This window comes from Tautonia plasticadhaerens (assembly GCF_007752535.1).
GTDB lineage: Bacteria > Planctomycetota > Planctomycetia > Isosphaerales > Isosphaeraceae > Tautonia > Tautonia plasticadhaerens.
This window is the reverse complement of record NZ_CP036426.1, coordinates 7,888,893-7,904,700: the sequence shown is the minus strand read 5'-3', so window position 1 is coordinate 7,904,700 and position 15,808 is coordinate 7,888,893. Positions and strand designations below refer to the sequence as shown.

Annotated in this window: 11 protein-coding genes; 5 read left to right on the top strand and 6 right to left on the bottom strand. The window is 71.5% G+C overall.

Annotated elements, in window-relative coordinates:
• Positions 1-322 precede the first annotated feature (322 nt).
• The 3 genes from ElP_RS31435 to ElP_RS31425 all read left to right on the top strand — a co-directional run bounded on the left by ElP_RS31435 (position 323) and on the right by ElP_RS31425 (position 4,558).
• Positions 323-844 (top strand): 3'-5' exonuclease, encoded by a 522-nt coding sequence (locus ElP_RS31435; protein WP_145277010.1) that lies wholly within the window; start codon positions 323-325, stop codon positions 842-844.
• Between the two features lie 106 nt (positions 845-950).
• The gene (locus tag ElP_RS31430) at positions 951-2,273 is read left to right on the top strand and encodes a metal-dependent hydrolase family protein (protein ID WP_145277008.1); all 1,323 of its coding nucleotides are present in this window, start codon (positions 951-953) and stop codon (positions 2,271-2,273) included.
• Positions 2,274-2,638: 365 nt separating this feature from the next.
• Entirely contained in the window at positions 2,639-4,558 is a 1,920-nt protein-coding gene (locus ElP_RS31425) for an RNA polymerase sigma factor (RefSeq protein WP_197446520.1), read from the top strand.
• A 239-nt stretch (positions 4,559-4,797) separates the two neighbouring features.
• Here ElP_RS31425 and ElP_RS31420 read toward each other — a convergent pair whose 3' ends face one another.
• The 3 genes from ElP_RS31420 to ElP_RS31410 are packed head-to-tail and all read right to left on the bottom strand — an operon-like array spanning position 4,798 to position 10,122.
• Positions 4,798-6,771: a glycoside hydrolase family 32 protein gene (locus ElP_RS31420; protein ID WP_145277004.1), complete on the bottom strand. Its 1,974-nt coding sequence runs from the start codon at positions 6,769-6,771 to the stop codon at positions 4,798-4,800.
• 43 nt (positions 6,772-6,814) lie between these two features.
• A complete protein-coding gene (locus tag ElP_RS31415; RefSeq protein WP_145277003.1) occupies positions 6,815-9,202 on the bottom strand; it encodes an FdhF/YdeP family oxidoreductase in 2,388 nt (795 codons plus the stop codon).
• A 29-nt stretch (positions 9,203-9,231) separates the two neighbouring features.
• Entirely contained in the window at positions 9,232-10,122 is an 891-nt protein-coding gene (locus ElP_RS31410; protein WP_231749333.1) for a formate dehydrogenase accessory sulfurtransferase FdhD, read from the bottom strand.
• Positions 10,123-10,632: 510 nt separating this feature from the next.
• Here ElP_RS31410 and ElP_RS31405 point away from each other — a divergent pair.
• A complete protein-coding gene (locus tag ElP_RS31405) occupies positions 10,633-11,910 on the top strand; it encodes a PQQ-dependent sugar dehydrogenase (protein ID WP_145276998.1) in 1,278 nt (425 codons plus the stop codon).
• Between the two features lie 413 nt (positions 11,911-12,323).
• Here ElP_RS31405 and ElP_RS31400 read toward each other — a convergent pair whose 3' ends face one another.
• Entirely contained in the window at positions 12,324-13,421 is a 1,098-nt protein-coding gene (locus ElP_RS31400) for a M48 family metallopeptidase (RefSeq protein WP_145276996.1), read from the bottom strand.
• Positions 13,422-13,658: 237 nt separating this feature from the next.
• Here ElP_RS31400 and ElP_RS31395 point away from each other — a divergent pair, with 237 nt between their 5' ends.
• Positions 13,659-14,063 carry a BlaI/MecI/CopY family transcriptional regulator gene (locus ElP_RS31395; protein ID WP_145276994.1) on the top strand — a complete coding sequence of 135 codons (405 nt, stop codon included), beginning with the start codon at positions 13,659-13,661 and terminating at the stop codon, positions 14,061-14,063.
• A gap of 185 nt (positions 14,064-14,248) precedes the next feature.
• On the opposite strand, the gene ElP_RS31390 is transcribed toward ElP_RS31395, so the two are convergent.
• Entirely contained in the window at positions 14,249-14,590 is a 342-nt protein-coding gene (locus tag ElP_RS31390) for a hypothetical protein (protein WP_145276992.1), read from the bottom strand.
• Between the two features lie 287 nt (positions 14,591-14,877).
• Positions 14,878-15,627 carry a hypothetical protein gene (locus ElP_RS31385; RefSeq protein ID WP_145276990.1) on the bottom strand — a complete coding sequence of 250 codons (750 nt, stop codon included), beginning with the start codon at positions 15,625-15,627 and terminating at the stop codon, positions 14,878-14,880.
• Positions 15,628-15,808 lie beyond the last annotated feature (181 nt).

The following is a 15,808-nucleotide window of genomic DNA, read 5'->3' as shown; positions in this document are numbered from 1 at the left end:
TCGAGGTCGATCCGGGCCGACGCCACCGCCCGAGCCATGGACCCACTCCGTCCGACCCGAGCCCGGGCCGGCCACCTCCGAGCAACTCCCCGCCCGAATCGAACCTGACGGGGTCGGCAACGCCATCGCCCGGGGCGCCGACCGGGGATCCGTCGAGGGAGTAGACTCTCCCATGCCTTCCCCAGTCCTCTCCCCCGTCGACGATGAGGATGGAGCGGGCGAGGAGGACGAGGGGGGCGAACACGAATGCGAGTGATTGCCGGTCGCCGGGTGGGACCCCGTCCCGTCCCGTCCCGCCCGGCCCGAGCGGAGGACCGATTTCATGTCCTACTTCATGGTCGACGTCGAGGCCGACGGCCCGATCCCGGGGGACTACTCGATGATCGCCCTCGGCGCCATCATCGTCGACCCGGCGCTGGACCGCACCTTCCGCGCCCTGATCCGCCCCATCTCCGACCGCTGGATCCCCTCGGCCCTGGCCGTCTCGGGCCATACTCGCGAGCAGACGCTCGCGTTCGAGCCGCCCGAGGTCGTCATGGCCCGCTTCCGGGACTGGATCGAACGGGTCAACCGAGACCGCCCCATGTTCGTCAGCGACAACGCCGGATTCGACTGGCAGTTCGTCAACTGGTACTTCCACCATTTCCTCGGCGAGAACCCGTTCGGCCACTCGTCTACCCACCTGGGTAGCCTGTACAAGGGGATGGTCAAGGACGTGTTCCAGTCGTTCAAGCACCTGCGCAAGACGCCCCACACCCACGACCCGCTCGACGACGCCCGGGGCAACGCCGAGGCCTTGCTGGCGATGAAGCGGGAGCTGGGCCTGCGGATCAAGCTCTCCTGATCCCCCGCCGCCCTCCCCGGAGGCAGTCCGTGGCCCGGCCCACTCGGATCGGCTAGATTCGCCCGGCGGATCGCCGACCCTTCCCATCCCCCGAGAGTGACCCCCCATGTCATCCGCACTTCCCATCGCCCTCGGGCTTGCCCTGCTCACACCCGCCTTCCAGGAGGGAGACGGGGGGGACCGTCCCCTCGTGGTCAAGGCCGCCCGCCTGTTCGACGGCACCTCCGACCGCCTCGTCGAGCCGGGCCTCGTCGTCGTCGAGGGCAGTCGGGTCGTCGCCGTCGGCCCCGACGCCGAGATCCCCGAGGACGCCGAGGTGATCGACCTGGGGGACGCCACCCTCTCCCCCGGGTTCATCGACTGCCACACCCATCTCTCCGACCAGCTCGACGCGGACTTCAACGCGATCATCGTCCGGGGCCTGAGACGCGAGGTCCCCGAGCAGACCCTGTACGCGGCCCAGCACGCCCGCAGGACGATCGAGGCCGGGTTCACCACCGTCCGGGACGTGGGGGCCGGCGATTACATTGATGTCGGTCTGCGCAATGGGATCGACGCGGGCCTTGTGATCGGGCCCCGGATGCTCGTCTCGGCCGGCAGCCTCGGCGCCCGGGGGGGCCACGGCGACGTCACCGGCTTCCGCCACGACGCCTTCGGCGACGATCAGACGGGCCGCGACGAGGGGATCGCGGTCGGGGCCGACGGATTCCGGGACGCCGTCCGTCATCGGGTCAAGTACGGCGCCGACGTGATCAAGTTCCACGCCTCCGGCGGCGTCCTCTCGCCCGGCGACGAGGTCGACACGCCGCAGTTGACCGTCGAGGAGATGACCGCCCTGATCGACGAGGCCCACCGCCTCCGCAAGACCGTCGCCGCCCACTGCCACGGCGACTCGGCGGCGCAGGACGCCATCCGCTGCGGCGTCGACTCGATCGAGCACGGCTCGTTCCTCTCCGACGAGACGCTCGCGATGATGAAGGACCGAGGCACCTATCTCGTGCCCACGCTCATGGCCGGGCACTCGCTGGAGGACCGGCTCGACGACTTCCCCCCCGAGATCGCCGAGAAGGCGAGGGCGGCGATCGACTCCGTCGATCGGATGTTCCGCGATGCGATCAGGCTCGGCGTGCCGATCGCCTTCGGCACCGACGCGGGCGTCTTCCCGCACGGCGAGAACCCCGGCGAATTCGCCCTGATGGTCGGGCTCGGCATGGACCCGATCGCCGCACTGCGGGCCGCCACCTCCTCCGCCGCCGACCTGATCGACATGGCCGATCAGGTCGGCACCCTCGAGCCCGGCAAGCTCGCCGACCTCGTCGCCATCCCCGGCGACCCCACGGAGGACATCGAGGCCACCGGGCGGGTCGTCTTCGTGATGAAGGGGGGCGTGGTCATCAAGTCCGCCCGGCCCGACTCCCCGGCCGACTGATCCCGGCTCACGACGCCTGCCCACCCCCTCACGCCCGTCGGCCGGTCGTCAGGGCCTTCCGGCAGGCGCTCTCCCGTTGTGGGGAGCGGGGATGAGAGTCCGGGTGGGTGGCCCGAATGATGATCGGGGCCGGCGTTCAAGGCACCCCACCTCGAATCGGCCCTCCCGACGGTCGAGAAGCGAGGGATCCGGATCGTCTCGGCCTCTCCCAGGATGCGTCATCGAGGGCTTTCCGGAGAAGAACTCGGTCTTCCCGGCGAATTCGGGATAGATTCCCTTCCCGGGTGCAGTATCCGGGTGGGAGCGACGGGGCCGCGGCGGCTCGAGAGGGCCTCCCGGCCGATTCCCGAGGGAGCAGCAGCGTGATGGTCCGACGCACCGAGTCGGTCGCCCTCCGCGAGTTCCGCCGCCTCTTCCAGGGCGGCAGCCTGGCGGGGCTGAGCGAGGCCGAATTGCTCGAACGCTTCGCCGCCGACGGCGACGAGGCGGCCTTCGAGGCGATCGTCCGGCGGCTCGGGCCGATGGTCCTCGGCGTCTGCCGCCGGATGCTCGGCGACCGGCACGCCGCGGACGACGCCTTCCAGGCCACCTTCCTCGTCCTCGCCCGACGCGCCGGCGACATCCGGGACGGCAGCCGACTGGCCCCCTGGCTGTTCGGCGTCGCCCACCGGGTCTCCCGCCGGGTGCGGTCGCAGGAGATGCGGCGGAAGTCGGCCGAACGGTCGGAGCTGGACGACCTCCCCGGCCCGCCTTGCGGGGCGAGCTCGGAGAAGTCGGAGGCCCTGGAGGCGCTGGACGACGAGATCGCCCGACTCCCCGAGGCCCAGCGTCGGCCGATCGTGCTCTGCTACCTCTCCGGCCTGACGATCGACCAGGCGGCCGACCGCCTGGGGATCCCCGTCGGCACGGCCCGCAGCCGGCTGGCGAGGGGGCGCGATCGCCTCCGGGCCCGGCTCGAACACCGGGGATTCCGGGACCAGTCCGCCCTGTTGTCCCCGATGCTCGCCGCCTGGACCGGCCGCCCGAGCCCGTCGCTCCCGCTCGTGAAACAGGCCGTCGCCCTGGCCGTCGGCGGCACCACCGGTTCGAAGGTGGCCGCCGTCGGCCTGGCTTCGGCCCCCGCATTCCTCCTCGCCCAGGGAGCACTCCGAACCATGACACTCTGGAAGTTCTCGACCCTCGCCGCCGGGTTGATCCCCGCGCTCGCAGTCGGCGGCTCGATCGGCCTGGCTGGCGTTTACGCCCCCGAGGGCGGGCTTGGCTTCGGTCCTAGCATCACCGCCGCCGTGGCGGACCAGGACGATGACGACGCGTCGGACCGCGCCGAGTCTCGGGATGGCGCTCGAGACGGTAAGGACGCCGACGAGAGCCGCGAGGTCGTCGTCGAGATTCGAGCCCAGCAAGACTCCCCCGATGCAGTCCGGGTCATCCGTGCCGTGCCGCTCGAACGGGAGGAGGCCCTGAAGGCTGCCATCGAACAGCTGGAGGTCCAGCTCGCCCGCATGAAGGAGCAGCTCGCCGAGGCCCAGGGCCAGGCCGACCGAACCGGGTCCCCCCGCTCCGAGGGCCAGGACCGGGCCGACGAGTCGGGCCGACGCCGGGCCGAGGCTCGGGAATTGGCCGAGGTCGCCCGACGCCGCGCCGAGGAGGTGGCCGAGGTCGCCCGGGGCCGCGCCGAGGAGGTGGCCGAATCCGCCCGCCGCCGGGCCGAGGCCGCGGCCGAGGACATGCAGCGCCGGGCCGAGGAGATGGCCGCCCGCGCCGCCGAGGCCGTCGCCCGGGCCGTCGAGGGCCGGATCGAGGTCAAGATCGACTCCGACGGGATCGCCCGCATCGAGGGCGAGGGCGAGGGCGAGGTGGATGTCGAGGTCGAGACCGACGAGATCATCGGCCGGCCCGACGGGCAGAGTGAGCGCCGGATCGTGATCCGCCGATCAGGCGACGCCCCGGCCCCTCCCGTCCCGCCGGCCCCTCCCGCGCCGCCGGCCCCTCCCGCCGATGTCGCCGCCCCGCCGGTCCCGCCCACGCCGCCTTCGGCCGCCACGGTGGTCGGCCGCCCCGATGGCGGCGCCCTGGAGAAACGGCTCTCCCGGATCGAGGAGCGGCTGGAGCGGCTCGACGACCTGGAGCGGAAGATCGACCGCCTCCTGGAGTCCCTGGACGATCGGACGAGCTCCAATGATCGTCCCGACCCCTTCGGGGTCGACCGGGCCACCTCCAAAGCCCGGACCAAGCTCTTCAAGGACGACAGGACGCGTTCGAGTGACCGCTCGGGTCCCTTCTGATTGCGTCCGGGAGTCGTGTTTTCTTGACCTCGATCATGAGCACCCGATCCCAGGCCCCCGCCCTCGACCTCTCCCCCCGGGTTCCGTGAGGGAGGTCGAGGGCGTTCCCCATTCATCGATCGTCGGCAGCGTGCCGAGGTGTGATGCCCCTGCGTTGACGAGGCCGCCGAGGGGCGACTCGCCGCGGTCCGACCTCCCGTCTCGAACTCGTCGGAGGGCCAGGGGTGAGACGGCCCCGATTAATCGCCCGCAGCGGGCCAGATTCGGTCCAGCGTCCAGGCGTTGAACTCCATGAGCGCGGACTCCCAGCCTTCGCCGAACGCGGAGGCCTGCAAGGCGCCTCCGCGATACGGGATGACCCGCGTGACGACGTGTCGGCCGCCGTTCACGAAGACCTCCAGGACCGATCTGTCGACGAAGACGGCGAGGTCCAGTCCGGTCATCGGCCCGATCTCCGCGGTCTGGCCCGCCACGGCGAGCGTGCCGTGGTCGAGGAGCACCTCCGCGACCTTCTCGCCGCCGGGCCCCCTCAGTCGGAGTCCCAGCCGCCGGCTCTCCGCCGGCCCACCCGGGCCCATTGCCTGCAACCGGAGGCGGATCTCCAGCCGATCGCCCGGCAGGCCGATCGGCCGCTCCTCGTCCGTCGCGAGCCGGACCGGGCGCGTCGTCCCCCGATGCTCCCCCCGGAGTGCCTCCAGCTCCCGCACCGGGCGTTGCCGGGGATGGCCGTCCCGGCCGATGATCAGCTCCCTGGGCAGGGCGAGGCAGCCGTTCCAGCCCAGCCCGTCCGGGAACCCTCGGACCCAGCCGAAGAGGATGCAGCGGCCGTCGGGGGCGGTGGCGGTGTTGGTGGCATAGAACTGGGGGCTGTGGTCGAGCCGGCCCTCCGCCTCGACGTCGAATTTCAACGAGTCCAGATCCAACGAACCGACGCGGTACTCGACCGCCCGGTAGGGGGAGTTCAGCAGCACGAACTTGCCCCCCAGCGAGAAGAAGTTCGGGCACTCGGGGAATTGCATCGTGTCCTTAGGGACGCCCCAGAGGATTCCCTTGTAGTCCCAGCGGGCCAACGACGGGTCGGCCGCCTCGAAGATCGGGACGACGGCCTCGTCCTCCGTGTCGGCTCCCACGACCATGAGGGTTCGGCCGTCGGCCTCGAAGATGAAGGGGTCGCGCATGCCGTCGCCGAAGGTGGTGCCGTCGGGCATCCTCGTGGTGATCAGCGGGTTGTCGGGGTGCTTCCGCCAGGCCAGGCCGGCGGGATCCAGGGGCAGGGCCGCCCGCTGCTCATTCGGCCGGCCGGGCGCGACGCTGGTGTAGAACAGCATCAGCTCGTCTTCCCCATTCACGGCCGCGCAGCCGGAGAAGATGTGCTCCTCACCGTCCTCCTGCGAGGGCCAGAGCGCAATGGGGAGGTGTTCCCAGCGGACGAGGTCCCGGCTCCGGGCGTGTCCCCAGTGCATGTTGCCCCAGCGGTCCTCGTAGGGGTTGTGCTGGTAGAACAGGTGGTAATAGCCGTCGTGGTAGATGGTCCCGTTCGGGTCGTTCATCCACTGCGCGGGGGGGCGGAAGTGGAAGGCGGGTCGGGTGGGGTCGTCCCCGAGTCGGACGGCGGCCTCGGCGACGGCCGCCTCGGCCCTCGCCAGCAGCTCCTGGCGTTGGTCCGGCAGGGTGGGGGGCTCGTCGCAGAGCATGATGTGGTCGACGGAGACGTGCCCCCAGCCGCCGGTCCGTTCGTCGACGATTCGGATGCGGGCGGGTTGGCCCTTCAGATCCCGGACGTCCCAGAGGTGGGGCGTCAGCCATTCCGAGCCCCCCGAGGCGGTGCCCCGGCCGGTCGCCGATCGGGCGACCTGGGCGCCGGCGATGAGCTCGATGCAGGTCTCGTTCGGACCCGCCCCCCCGCCGATGAGGAACCAGATGTAGTCCCGATTGATCGTGAAGTCGGGCGAGGTCAGCGCACCCCTCGATCGGTCCCCCCCGTGGAACGAGTTGACCAGGCCGTTGCCCAGGTAGCCTCCCACGTGCATCTGCCCGGGCAGCGTCCCCTGGGCCGGGCCGGGGCCGAACGCCTCGCCGGAGGCATCCCAGGTGCCGTAGTCGGTGTCCTCGAAGTCGGCCAGGATGATCGGCTCTTCGGCCGTCGCGGGAGGGGCGACCAGCAGCAGGACGGCCATCAGGCAGGCGGTCTCGGGCGACGGTCGGCGTCGCATGGCGTCTCCTCGGGATGCGGAGTGCAGGGGGGGAGGCAGGGCATCAGGAGCCCGGCCGGGCTGCCGGTGAGACCGTGATGAGGATCGACTTCGACGCCGGGGTGTTGCTGACCTCCGCCGTCTGGTCGATCGGCACCAGGACGTTCGCCTCGGGGAAGTACGCGGCCGCGCAGCCCCGGGGGATGTCGTAGGGGATCGCCAGGAAGCGCCGGGCGACCCGGGGGCGGCCGTGGCTATCCGGGTCGATGCCGGTCAGGTCCACCGGCTGTTGCGGGGAGACGCCGAGGTCGGCCATGTCCTCGGCGTTCAGGAAGACGACCCGACGCTCGTTGTGGATGCCCCGGTAGCGGTCGTCCCGGCTGTAGATGGTCGTATTGAACTGGTCGTGGCTGCGGATCGTCATGAGCAGGAGCTGCCCCGGGCCCGGCTCGACCCCGCCGAGGGGAGCGTCGGAGAAGTGCGCCTTGCCGTCGGGGGTCGGGAAGACCCGGTCGCGGACCGGATGGTCGAGCGGGAACCCACCGGGCCGTCGGATCCGGGCGTTGTAGTCGTCGAAGCCGGGGACCACCCGGCCGATCGCGTCCCGGATGCGGTCGTAATCCTCGACGAGCCACTCCCAGCGGACCGTCGACCGATCGCCCAGCACGGCCCGGGCCAGGCGGGCGACGATCGCCGGCTCGCTCAACAGGTGCGGCGAGGCCGGGGAAAACGGGCCGTGCGACTGGTGGACGATCCCCATCGAGTTCTCGACCGAGACGAACTGCTCGCCCCCGGCCTGGAGGTCACGTTCGCTCCGGCCGAGGCAGGGGAGGATCAAGGCGGTCCTGCCGGTGACGAGGTGGGCCCGGTTGAGCTTGGTCGAGACCTGGGCCGTCAGCCGGCAGCGGCGGAGCGCCTCGGAGGTGTAGTGGGTGTCCGGGCTGGCCGAGAGGAAGTTGCCGCCGAGGCCGAAGAACACGCGGGCACGCCCCTCGTGCATGGCCGAGATGGCCTGCACGGTGTCGAATCCGTGATGGCGGGGGGGGTGGAAGTCGAAGGCGGCGCCGAGGCGGTCGAGCCAGCGGTCGGGCATCCGCTCCCAGATGCCCATCGTGCGGTCCCCCTGCACGTTGCTGTGCCCCCGCACGGGGCAGACGCCGGAGCCGGGCTTGCCGAGGGCCCCCCGGAGCAGCAGGAAGTTGACCACCTCCCGGATCGTGGCGACCGCGTTGCGGTGCTGGGTCAGCCCCATCGCCCAGCAGCAGATGATCCGGTCGGTCGCGGCGGCCCGGCGGGCCAGCGCCTCGATCCGGGGGCGGTCGATGCCGCCCCGGCGCTCGATTTCGTCCCAGGAGGTCGCCCCGACGGCCCGGCGATATTCCTCGAACCCGGCCGTCGACTGGTCGACGAAGGCGCGGTCGATCACCTCGCCCGGCCTGCGTGCTTCCTCCTCGAAGAGCGCCTTGCAGAGGCCCCGGAAGAGGGCCTGGTCCCCGTTGATCTTCACCTGGAGATAGGTGTCGGCCAGCGTCGTCGAGATGCCGAGCATGCCCCGGACGTGCTGCGGGTGGGCGAAGGCGAGGAGCCCGGCCTCCTTCAGCGGGTTGATGGCGACGAGCTTCGCGCCGTGCTCGACCGCCGCCTGGAGCGTGGTCAGCATCCGGGGGTGGTTCGTGCCCGGGTTCTGGCCGACGAGCAGGATCAGGTCGGCCTGTCGGAAGTCCTCCAGCCGGACCGAGCCCTTGCCGACTCCGAGCGACATCCCCAGGGCGGCGCCGCTGGACTCGTGGCAGAGGTTCGAGCAGTCGGGCAGGTTGTTCGTGCCGTACTGGCGAACGAACAGTTGGTAGAGGAATGCGGCCTCGTTGCTGGTACGCCCGGAGGTGTAGAAGACCGCCTCGTCGGGGGAGTCCAGGGCGTCCAGCTCGTCGGCGATCAGGCGGAAGGCGTCGTCCCAGGGGATCGGCTCATAGTGGTCGGCGCCGGGGAGAAGGGCCATCGGCTCGGCCAGTCGGCCCTGGGCGTCGAGCCAGTCGTCGCCGTGGGAGGCGAGCTCGGCGACGGAGTGTCGGGCGAAGAAGGCGCGGTCGACGCGGCGGGTGGTGGTCTCGGCGGCGACGGCCTTGGCGCCGTTCTCGCAGAACTCGAAGCTCGCGCGATCGCCGGGCTCGGGGTCGGGCCAGGCGCAGCTCGGGCAGTCGAAGCCGCCCGCCTGGTTGACCTTCGTGAGGATGGTGAGCCCCCGGACGAGCCCGGCCTCGCGCGAGACCTTCTTCATGGCGTGGTAGACGGCCTCCGGGCCGGCGGCCTTGTGCTCGGCCCGGTGCAGGTGCAGGTCGGAGAACTCGGCCGGGGGCTCGTCGGCGGGATGGCCGTGGGAGTCGTCGAACGGGTCGTCCGGCGTCGATCCGAGGGGGGGCCGGGCCTGCGGGGTCTCGAAATCGGGTGCCATCGGTCCACCTCCTCGGAGTCAGGGGCGGGTCAATCTCGATGGGTCGGGTTCGGGGCCGGTCGCCCCGGGCCGACTCGGATCCGCCACGGCCCGCTGTAGACGTTGAACCGTTCGGGTCCGACGAAGCCGAGCAGGGTCAGCCCGAAGGCCTCGGCCACCTCCACCGCCAGGCTCGACGGCGCACCCACGGCCGAGACGATCGGGATCGCCGCCGTCACGGCCTTCTGCACGATCTCGAATCCCGCCCGGCCGCTGACGAACAGGATGGCCGCCTCGGCCCCGGCGCCGCCGGCCGGGCCGTCGAGCGTGCCGATCGCCCGGGCGCCGACGAGCTTGTCGACGGTGTTGTGCCGGCCGATGTCCTCCCGGACGGCGATCAGGCCGCCTTCGGCATCGACCAGGGCGGCCGCATGCAGGCCGCCGGTCCGGTTGAAGACGAGTTGGCGGTCGATCAGCGCCTCGGGCAGCCGGTGGATGACCTCGGCGTCCACGACCGGGCCGTGACCGGGGTTCGGCCGGCAGCCGTCGAGGTTCAGGGCCCGGAGGGTGGCCGTGCCGCAGACGCCGCAGCTGGAGTTGGTCAGCACGCTCCGGGCGAACCGGTCGAGGTCCACCTCCACCCCGGGCTTCAGGTCGACCCGGACGATCCGGTCGATCGACCGGCCGGCGTCCTCGGGCTCCTCCCGGGCGACCTCGTCGATCTGCTCGGGCGAGGTGATGATCCGCTCCCCGAGCAGGAAGCCGACGGCGAGCTCGTCGTCGTGGCCGGGAGTGCGCATGGTGACGCCGATGGTCCGCACCGATCGGCGGTCGACCGGGCCGCAGCCGACCCGGATCTCCATCGGCTCCTCGGCCGCGAGCAGATCCCAGACGACTTCCCCCCCGCCGCCGCCGAACTCGTCGGCGCGGATCTTCTGCACACGGCTTCTCACGGACCCCGGAACGGACATTGGCCCCGCCCCTCGATCGAGCTAGTGCGCCGCGAAGGGCCGCGGCCGGGTTGCCCCGCATTCAATCATACCCGCCCGGTGCCGGGGCTCAACGAGTCGCCCCGCCCGACCTCCTCGGACGATGTCGACCGGTGTCCGGCCCAGGCGGGTCGGGACAAGTCGACGCGGGAGGCAGGCGGCGGGGCGGGTCGAGTTCGACCCCGGCCCGGGCGAGCCGGCCCGATCCAGGGGATCGGGAGTGACTCGACCGGCGATGGGAAGGAATGCACGGGGAGGTCGAGGTGCCGGCTCCCCCCCGGGATGCCCCGAGCGGGGGGGGGGATGGTTTGACGCTCGGGGGCGAGCCGTCTTTACTAGAGGGGAGACGGGCCGATGCGCCCGGACCGACCGATCCGCCCCCCGCCGGTCGCGAAGACCGTGGCCGGCCGCTCCCGCCGCCCGATCCGCACCGCACTGCACCGAACCCCGGAGATCCACCGCATGCGCCCATCGACGATCGTCCCGAGTCGCCTCGGCCTGCTCGCCGGGCTGGCTCTGGCCGTCGCCGCCTTCGCCGGCCGACCCGCCTCGGCCGCCAGGCCGCAGGGGGAGGGCCAGCCCCTGCCGAAGCTCGTCACCGAGGTGGCCTTCCCCAACCTCACATTCGACCGCCCGGTCGTGCTCGCCTACCCGAAGGACGACCGCGGCCTGCTGTTCGTCGTCGAGCAGCACACCGCCCGGATCTTCTCCTTCCCGAACGAGGAGCGCACCGAGGACGCCACGCTCTTCCTCGACCTGCCCCGGACCATCGGCAAGGATAACGAGGAAGGCCTGCTCGGCCTGGCCTTCCACCCGGACTATTCGGAGAACGGGCAGTTCTTCGTCTACTACTCGGCCACCGAACCCAGGCGTTCGGTGGTCTCCCGATTCACCGTCTCGAAGGACGACCCGCGCAAGGCCGATCCGGAGAGCGAGCAGGTGATCTGGGAATCGGCCCAGGACCCCTACGGCAACCACAACGGCGGCCACATCGACTTCGGCCCCGACGGATTCCTCTACATCACCCTCGGCGACGGCGGCCTGGCCGACGACCCGCTCCGCACCGGGCAGGATCCGACCGACTGGTTCGCCTCCATCCTCCGGATCGACGTGGACCACCCCGAGGGTGGCAAGCCGTACGGCATCCCCGCCGACAACCCGGCGAGGCGCGACCCGAAGTTCTCCCACTGGGCCCCCGAGGTCTTCGCCATCGGGCTGAGGAACGTCTGGAAGTTCTCCTTCGACCGGGAGACCGGCGACCTGTGGGCCGGCGACGTCGGCCAGAACAAGTGGGAGGAGGTGGTCAAGGTCGTGAACGCGGGGAATTACGGCTGGAATGTCTACGAGGCGTTCCACCCGTTCCAGATCCGGGGGAACCGGGTCGAACGGTCGTCGCCGCCGCTGCCGCCGATCGTCGAGTATCCCCATCCCGAGTTGCCCGCCTCCCAGCGCCGGGGCCGGGACGACGTGGGCAAGAGCATCACCGGCGGGTATGTCTACCGGGGCGATCGCATCCCGGAGCTGGTCGGCGCGTATGTCTACGGCGACTTCGAGACCGGCCGGATCTGGGGAGTCCGGGTGGATGAAGACGACTCGGTCACGGCCAGTGCCGAGCTGATCGAACTGTCCTCCTCCCGGCAGCCGAAGCTGAACATCGCCGCCTTCGGCGAGGACGCCGAGGCGAATCTCTACATCCTCGCCTTCGACGGCCGGATCCACCGCCTCAGCCCCCTGCGCTGACCGGGATGGATGGACTGACCTCCCCGGCCCGGGTGTCTCGACTTCAGGCGATCAGTCGAGCCCCGGGTCGGACCCTCGGGTGGCGTCCTTCCGGCGTTCCAGCCGGCCGAGGAAGACGTACCCGCACGACCCGCACCACCCAGCTCCTCGACTCGGCCTCCATCGACCGGGCGAGGCGATCGGGCACGAGGGCCAGGAACACCCACCGGATCCGTCCCATATGTGCCTCTCGGATTCGGGGAGGGGTGCGGGATGACGATCGACCCCGGGGGGTCGAGCCGATCGAGCCGAGGCCGACGCGAGCGATCAGCTCCCGAGGACACCGGGGGCACGGACATCGGCCGGGATGCCCATCGCCCGGAAGGCGGGCCGTCGGCCATCCATGCGATTCCGCCCTCGCCCGGCCCGGCCCGTCAACTGCCCGCGCGATGGAAGATGCTCGGCCCCGGCATGGGGGCCAGCCCGAAGAGTCGATTGTGGAGCATCTGCTCTAGGCTCAGCGGGTCGCCCAGCACCGATTCCGCCGGGGAGAGGTCGACGGGCGAACAGGAGCGGTTGGGGTAAGACTGGACGATGGTCAGCCGATCGATCAGGGCCGGGTGGGCGGCGTCGGAACGGCCCGGCGAATCGCTCAGGAGCCGGTGGCGCATGGCGACGAGCAGGGGTTCGGGGAGCCGTTGCCAGAAGGAGCGGAAGTAGGCGTAGAGGTTCGGCAGGCCGGGCGAGGACCTCGGGTCGTAGTGGCCGAGCACCTCGCGGAACATCGGCTGCACCAGGGCGACCTTCACCAGGGCCGAGGCGGTCGCGTCCCCCCCGGCGACTCCCGCGGCGAAGCGGTCGGCGCGGGCCTCCTGCCCCCGGGCGATCGGCGAGAGCAGGCGCGAACCCAGCCCGAGACAGAGGTGGGCCCAGCCCCGCAGCGGACTGATCGACCCCCTCGGTGCCGTTTCGATCGCCCGGCCGAGCGCCTCGACGAATCGGGCCGACCGGGCCGAGTGGGTCGCGTCCCCGCGGGCCAGGTGGGCGAGCTCGTGGGCCAGCACCGCCCGCAGCTCGATCCGGTTGAGCACCGACAGCAGCGGCAGGCCGATCAGCAATGCCCGGCCATTTCGCCCCCAGGCCGTCGCCCCGCAGCAGGGGAGGTAGCTCAGCCGGAGCTGGCCCGGGGGGCGGGCGCCGGCGTGTCGTGCCAGGGCGCGGACCTCGTCGAACAGCTCTGGCGCGTCGGCCCGACCCAGGACCGGGCCGTGGTCGGCGTCGGGATCCCCGACGATGGTCGAGGGGCAGACCCCGCCGAGGCGGCTCACCACGTCCGCCCAGCAGCCCACGCGGTCGTCCAGCCAGCCGCCGAGCACGGGGACGAATCCGCCGACCGCCAGCATCGCCCAGGCACCCAGGGTATTGCCGATCGGGAAGGCCAGTTCGACCGCCCCCAGGCCGAGCCCCCGCAGGTGGAGGCCGAGCCCGCCGATCGTCGGCCCCGCCTCCCGATCGACGTCGGCTCCGCCCACCGGCTGGCCTCCCGATCCCCGCAATTCGGACGGACAGTTGTCCGATTGGGCGTTGACCTTCTGGGACAAACGTCTTAGGATACGGGGGCCGGGGCGATCGAGTCAACCCCGTCCGACATGCACCCACCCTCCCCGCGCGTGCCCCCGGGTCCGGATTCGGACCGGGGGCCCCCCCGCGCCGCCGAGGCCTCGATCCATCATCCGATTTCGACCCGAAGCGTGGAAGGTCCCCGAGCGATGGCCAAGCGACCCCCAACCATCCCCGACTCGGAGCTGGACGTCCTGAAGGTCTTGTGGGACCGCGGCAAGGGCACCGTCCGCGAGGTGCTCGACACCCTCAAGGGCGCCGGCCGCCAGTGGTCTTATGCCACGGTCGCCACCCTACTCGACCGGCTGGAACAGAAGGGGATGGTCACCAGCGACCGCAGCGACCTGGCGTTCGTCTATACCCCGGCGATCGCCGAGCAGGAGGTCCGCCGCAAGCGGCTGGACAGTCTCGTCGACAAGCTCTACGAGGGGGAGCCCGGCCTGCTGGTGCTCCATCTGCTCCAGCAGCATCGCCTGGCCCCCGACCACGCCCGGGAGGTCCGAGCCCTGCTCGAACAACTCGACGCCGAGGCTGACCCGCCCGCTCGGAGCTAGTCGCGAGGCGATGCCGTGCCCGGGGAGCCCGGCCGAGACGCGGGCCCGTCCCGGGCAGGAGGCTGAGGAGCCGGGGGCGTCACTCTCACCCCGGCCCTCGTCCACGCAGGATTCGCCTCGGCCGGCCGAGGGGCGATCGGCCGAGGCGATGCGAGTCCGAACCCGCCGATCCCCTCGATATGGGATCAGTTGTCTTCCAGTTCCTCGGGCACGTACCCGGTGGTCTGCTCGGCGGTCCGGCCGGATTTCACGTCCACATCCTTCTCGACGGTGGTCTCCTCCTGGACGACGACCTCGGTCTGGCTCTTCTTCTCGCCGACGACCTCGCCGGTCTCGGCGTCTTTAATGCGGTCGATCTCCTCGACGATATACGCCTTCTCTTCGACATCGACGGTCTGGGACTCGGTCCCCTCCTCGACGCCGGAGACCTCCCGGACCGACTCCTCGGCATTGTTCCCGTCGCAGCCGAGCAGCAGGACCGGGACGGCGACGAGGGCGGCATGGGTAAAGATTCTGCACATGGACATGGACGATTTCTCCCGAGGAGGGGCCGCCTCCGACCGCGCGTGCAACTGGCACGGCCTCGACGATCGGGGCGCTCGTGGTTTCGTCCGGGACAGTCAAGCAATCCCCGTACCGGGGGCCGATGGCCGATGCCAGCCCGAGGCCGGGAGACGCCCCGTTGGGGGGCGTCCCGGCCTCGTCGACACCTGGGACATCGGCCACCCGACCGACGACTCCGTCGGCCGGACCGCGGCCATCCCCCCGGCCGTCGGCCGTCTTGCATCAAATATCGAGGTCCTCAGGCCGACGCTCACCGGCCGATGGCCTGGCCGCCGGTCGGTGAGCCCAGGCCGGCCGTCTGGGGGTTCAAGGTGGCCGTCGGCAACTGAGTGGCGAGGAGATCGAGCCGGGTGATCGGGCGACCGACGCCGAGGGCGGTCTGGAGCACCAAGGCGTAGTCATTGGTCAGCACCACGATCGGCTGCCGGGAGCCGGCGGCGGTCCGGGCCAACGCGGTCATCGCGTCGGTGATCCGGTCGATGCTCTGCTCGGACGCCCCCGCCGAGCCGAGCAGGGCGGCCGTGCCCGCGTTCAGCCCGGCCACCGTCTCGGGCTTGACCGACGCCTCGGAGATCGCGTCCCGGAGCAGGTCGACGAACCCCTCGGCGATCGGCCCGGCCGGCGGTCGGAGCCGGGAGACGAACCCCCGGAGTTCTTGCTGCAGGACGGCGACGGCTTCCTCGGGCAGCGGCCGACCGGGGTCGAGGAGTTGGAGGAACGCCGGCAGGCGATCGATCCGCTGGAGGCGGGTCGCGATCATCTCCTCCCTGGCCTGCTCCTGCGCCTGGGTGAGCGGCCGGGTCGCCGGTCCCTGGCGTTGCTGGGCGACGGTCGCGGTCGAGGCCTGACGGGCTGAGGTGGCGGCCGGGTCGCCCTCTCCCGTGGAGGTGACCGAGGCGACCTCCGCCGGAGGGGTCGCGACGAGCTGGGCGGAGCTGAGCAGCCTACGGCCCTCCAGCCCCTCGGATCCGGGGACGTAGCGGCGGAGTCGGCGTTGCATCGCTCGGGCCTCCAAGCAACCGGGGCGTCGGTATGGCGAGCCCCGGCCCCGATGTCGGGCGGGCTCGCTCGGGATCGATCGACGACGGCCCGCCCGGTCCGATCGAGGGGGGCAGGTCGTCCGGCGGTCAACAGTCGGGGCCGGACGGTTCGCGGCCGGCACGCGGTCGAGACGAGGTGAG

Coding starts and splice junctions, on each gene's coding strand:
- ElP_RS31435 (WP_145277010.1), top strand. CDS start 323: ATGTCCTACTTCATGGTCGACGTCGAGGCCGACGGCCCGATCCCGGGG.
- ElP_RS31430 (WP_145277008.1), top strand. CDS start 951: ATGTCATCCGCACTTCCCATCGCCCTCGGGCTTGCCCTGCTCACACCC.
- ElP_RS31425 (WP_197446520.1), top strand. CDS start 2,639: ATGGTCCGACGCACCGAGTCGGTCGCCCTCCGCGAGTTCCGCCGCCTC.
- ElP_RS31420 (WP_145277004.1), bottom strand. CDS start 6,771: ATGCGACGCCGACCGTCGCCCGAGACCGCCTGCCTGATGGCCGTCCTG.
- ElP_RS31415 (WP_145277003.1), bottom strand. CDS start 9,202: ATGGCACCCGATTTCGAGACCCCGCAGGCCCGGCCCCCCCTCGGATCG.
- ElP_RS31405 (WP_145276998.1), top strand. CDS start 10,633: ATGCGCCCATCGACGATCGTCCCGAGTCGCCTCGGCCTGCTCGCCGGG.
- ElP_RS31395 (WP_145276994.1), top strand. CDS start 13,659: ATGGCCAAGCGACCCCCAACCATCCCCGACTCGGAGCTGGACGTCCTG.
- ElP_RS31390 (WP_145276992.1), bottom strand. CDS start 14,590: ATGTCCATGTGCAGAATCTTTACCCATGCCGCCCTCGTCGCCGTCCCG.
- ElP_RS31385 (WP_145276990.1), bottom strand. CDS start 15,627: ATGCAACGCCGACTCCGCCGCTACGTCCCCGGATCCGAGGGGCTGGAG.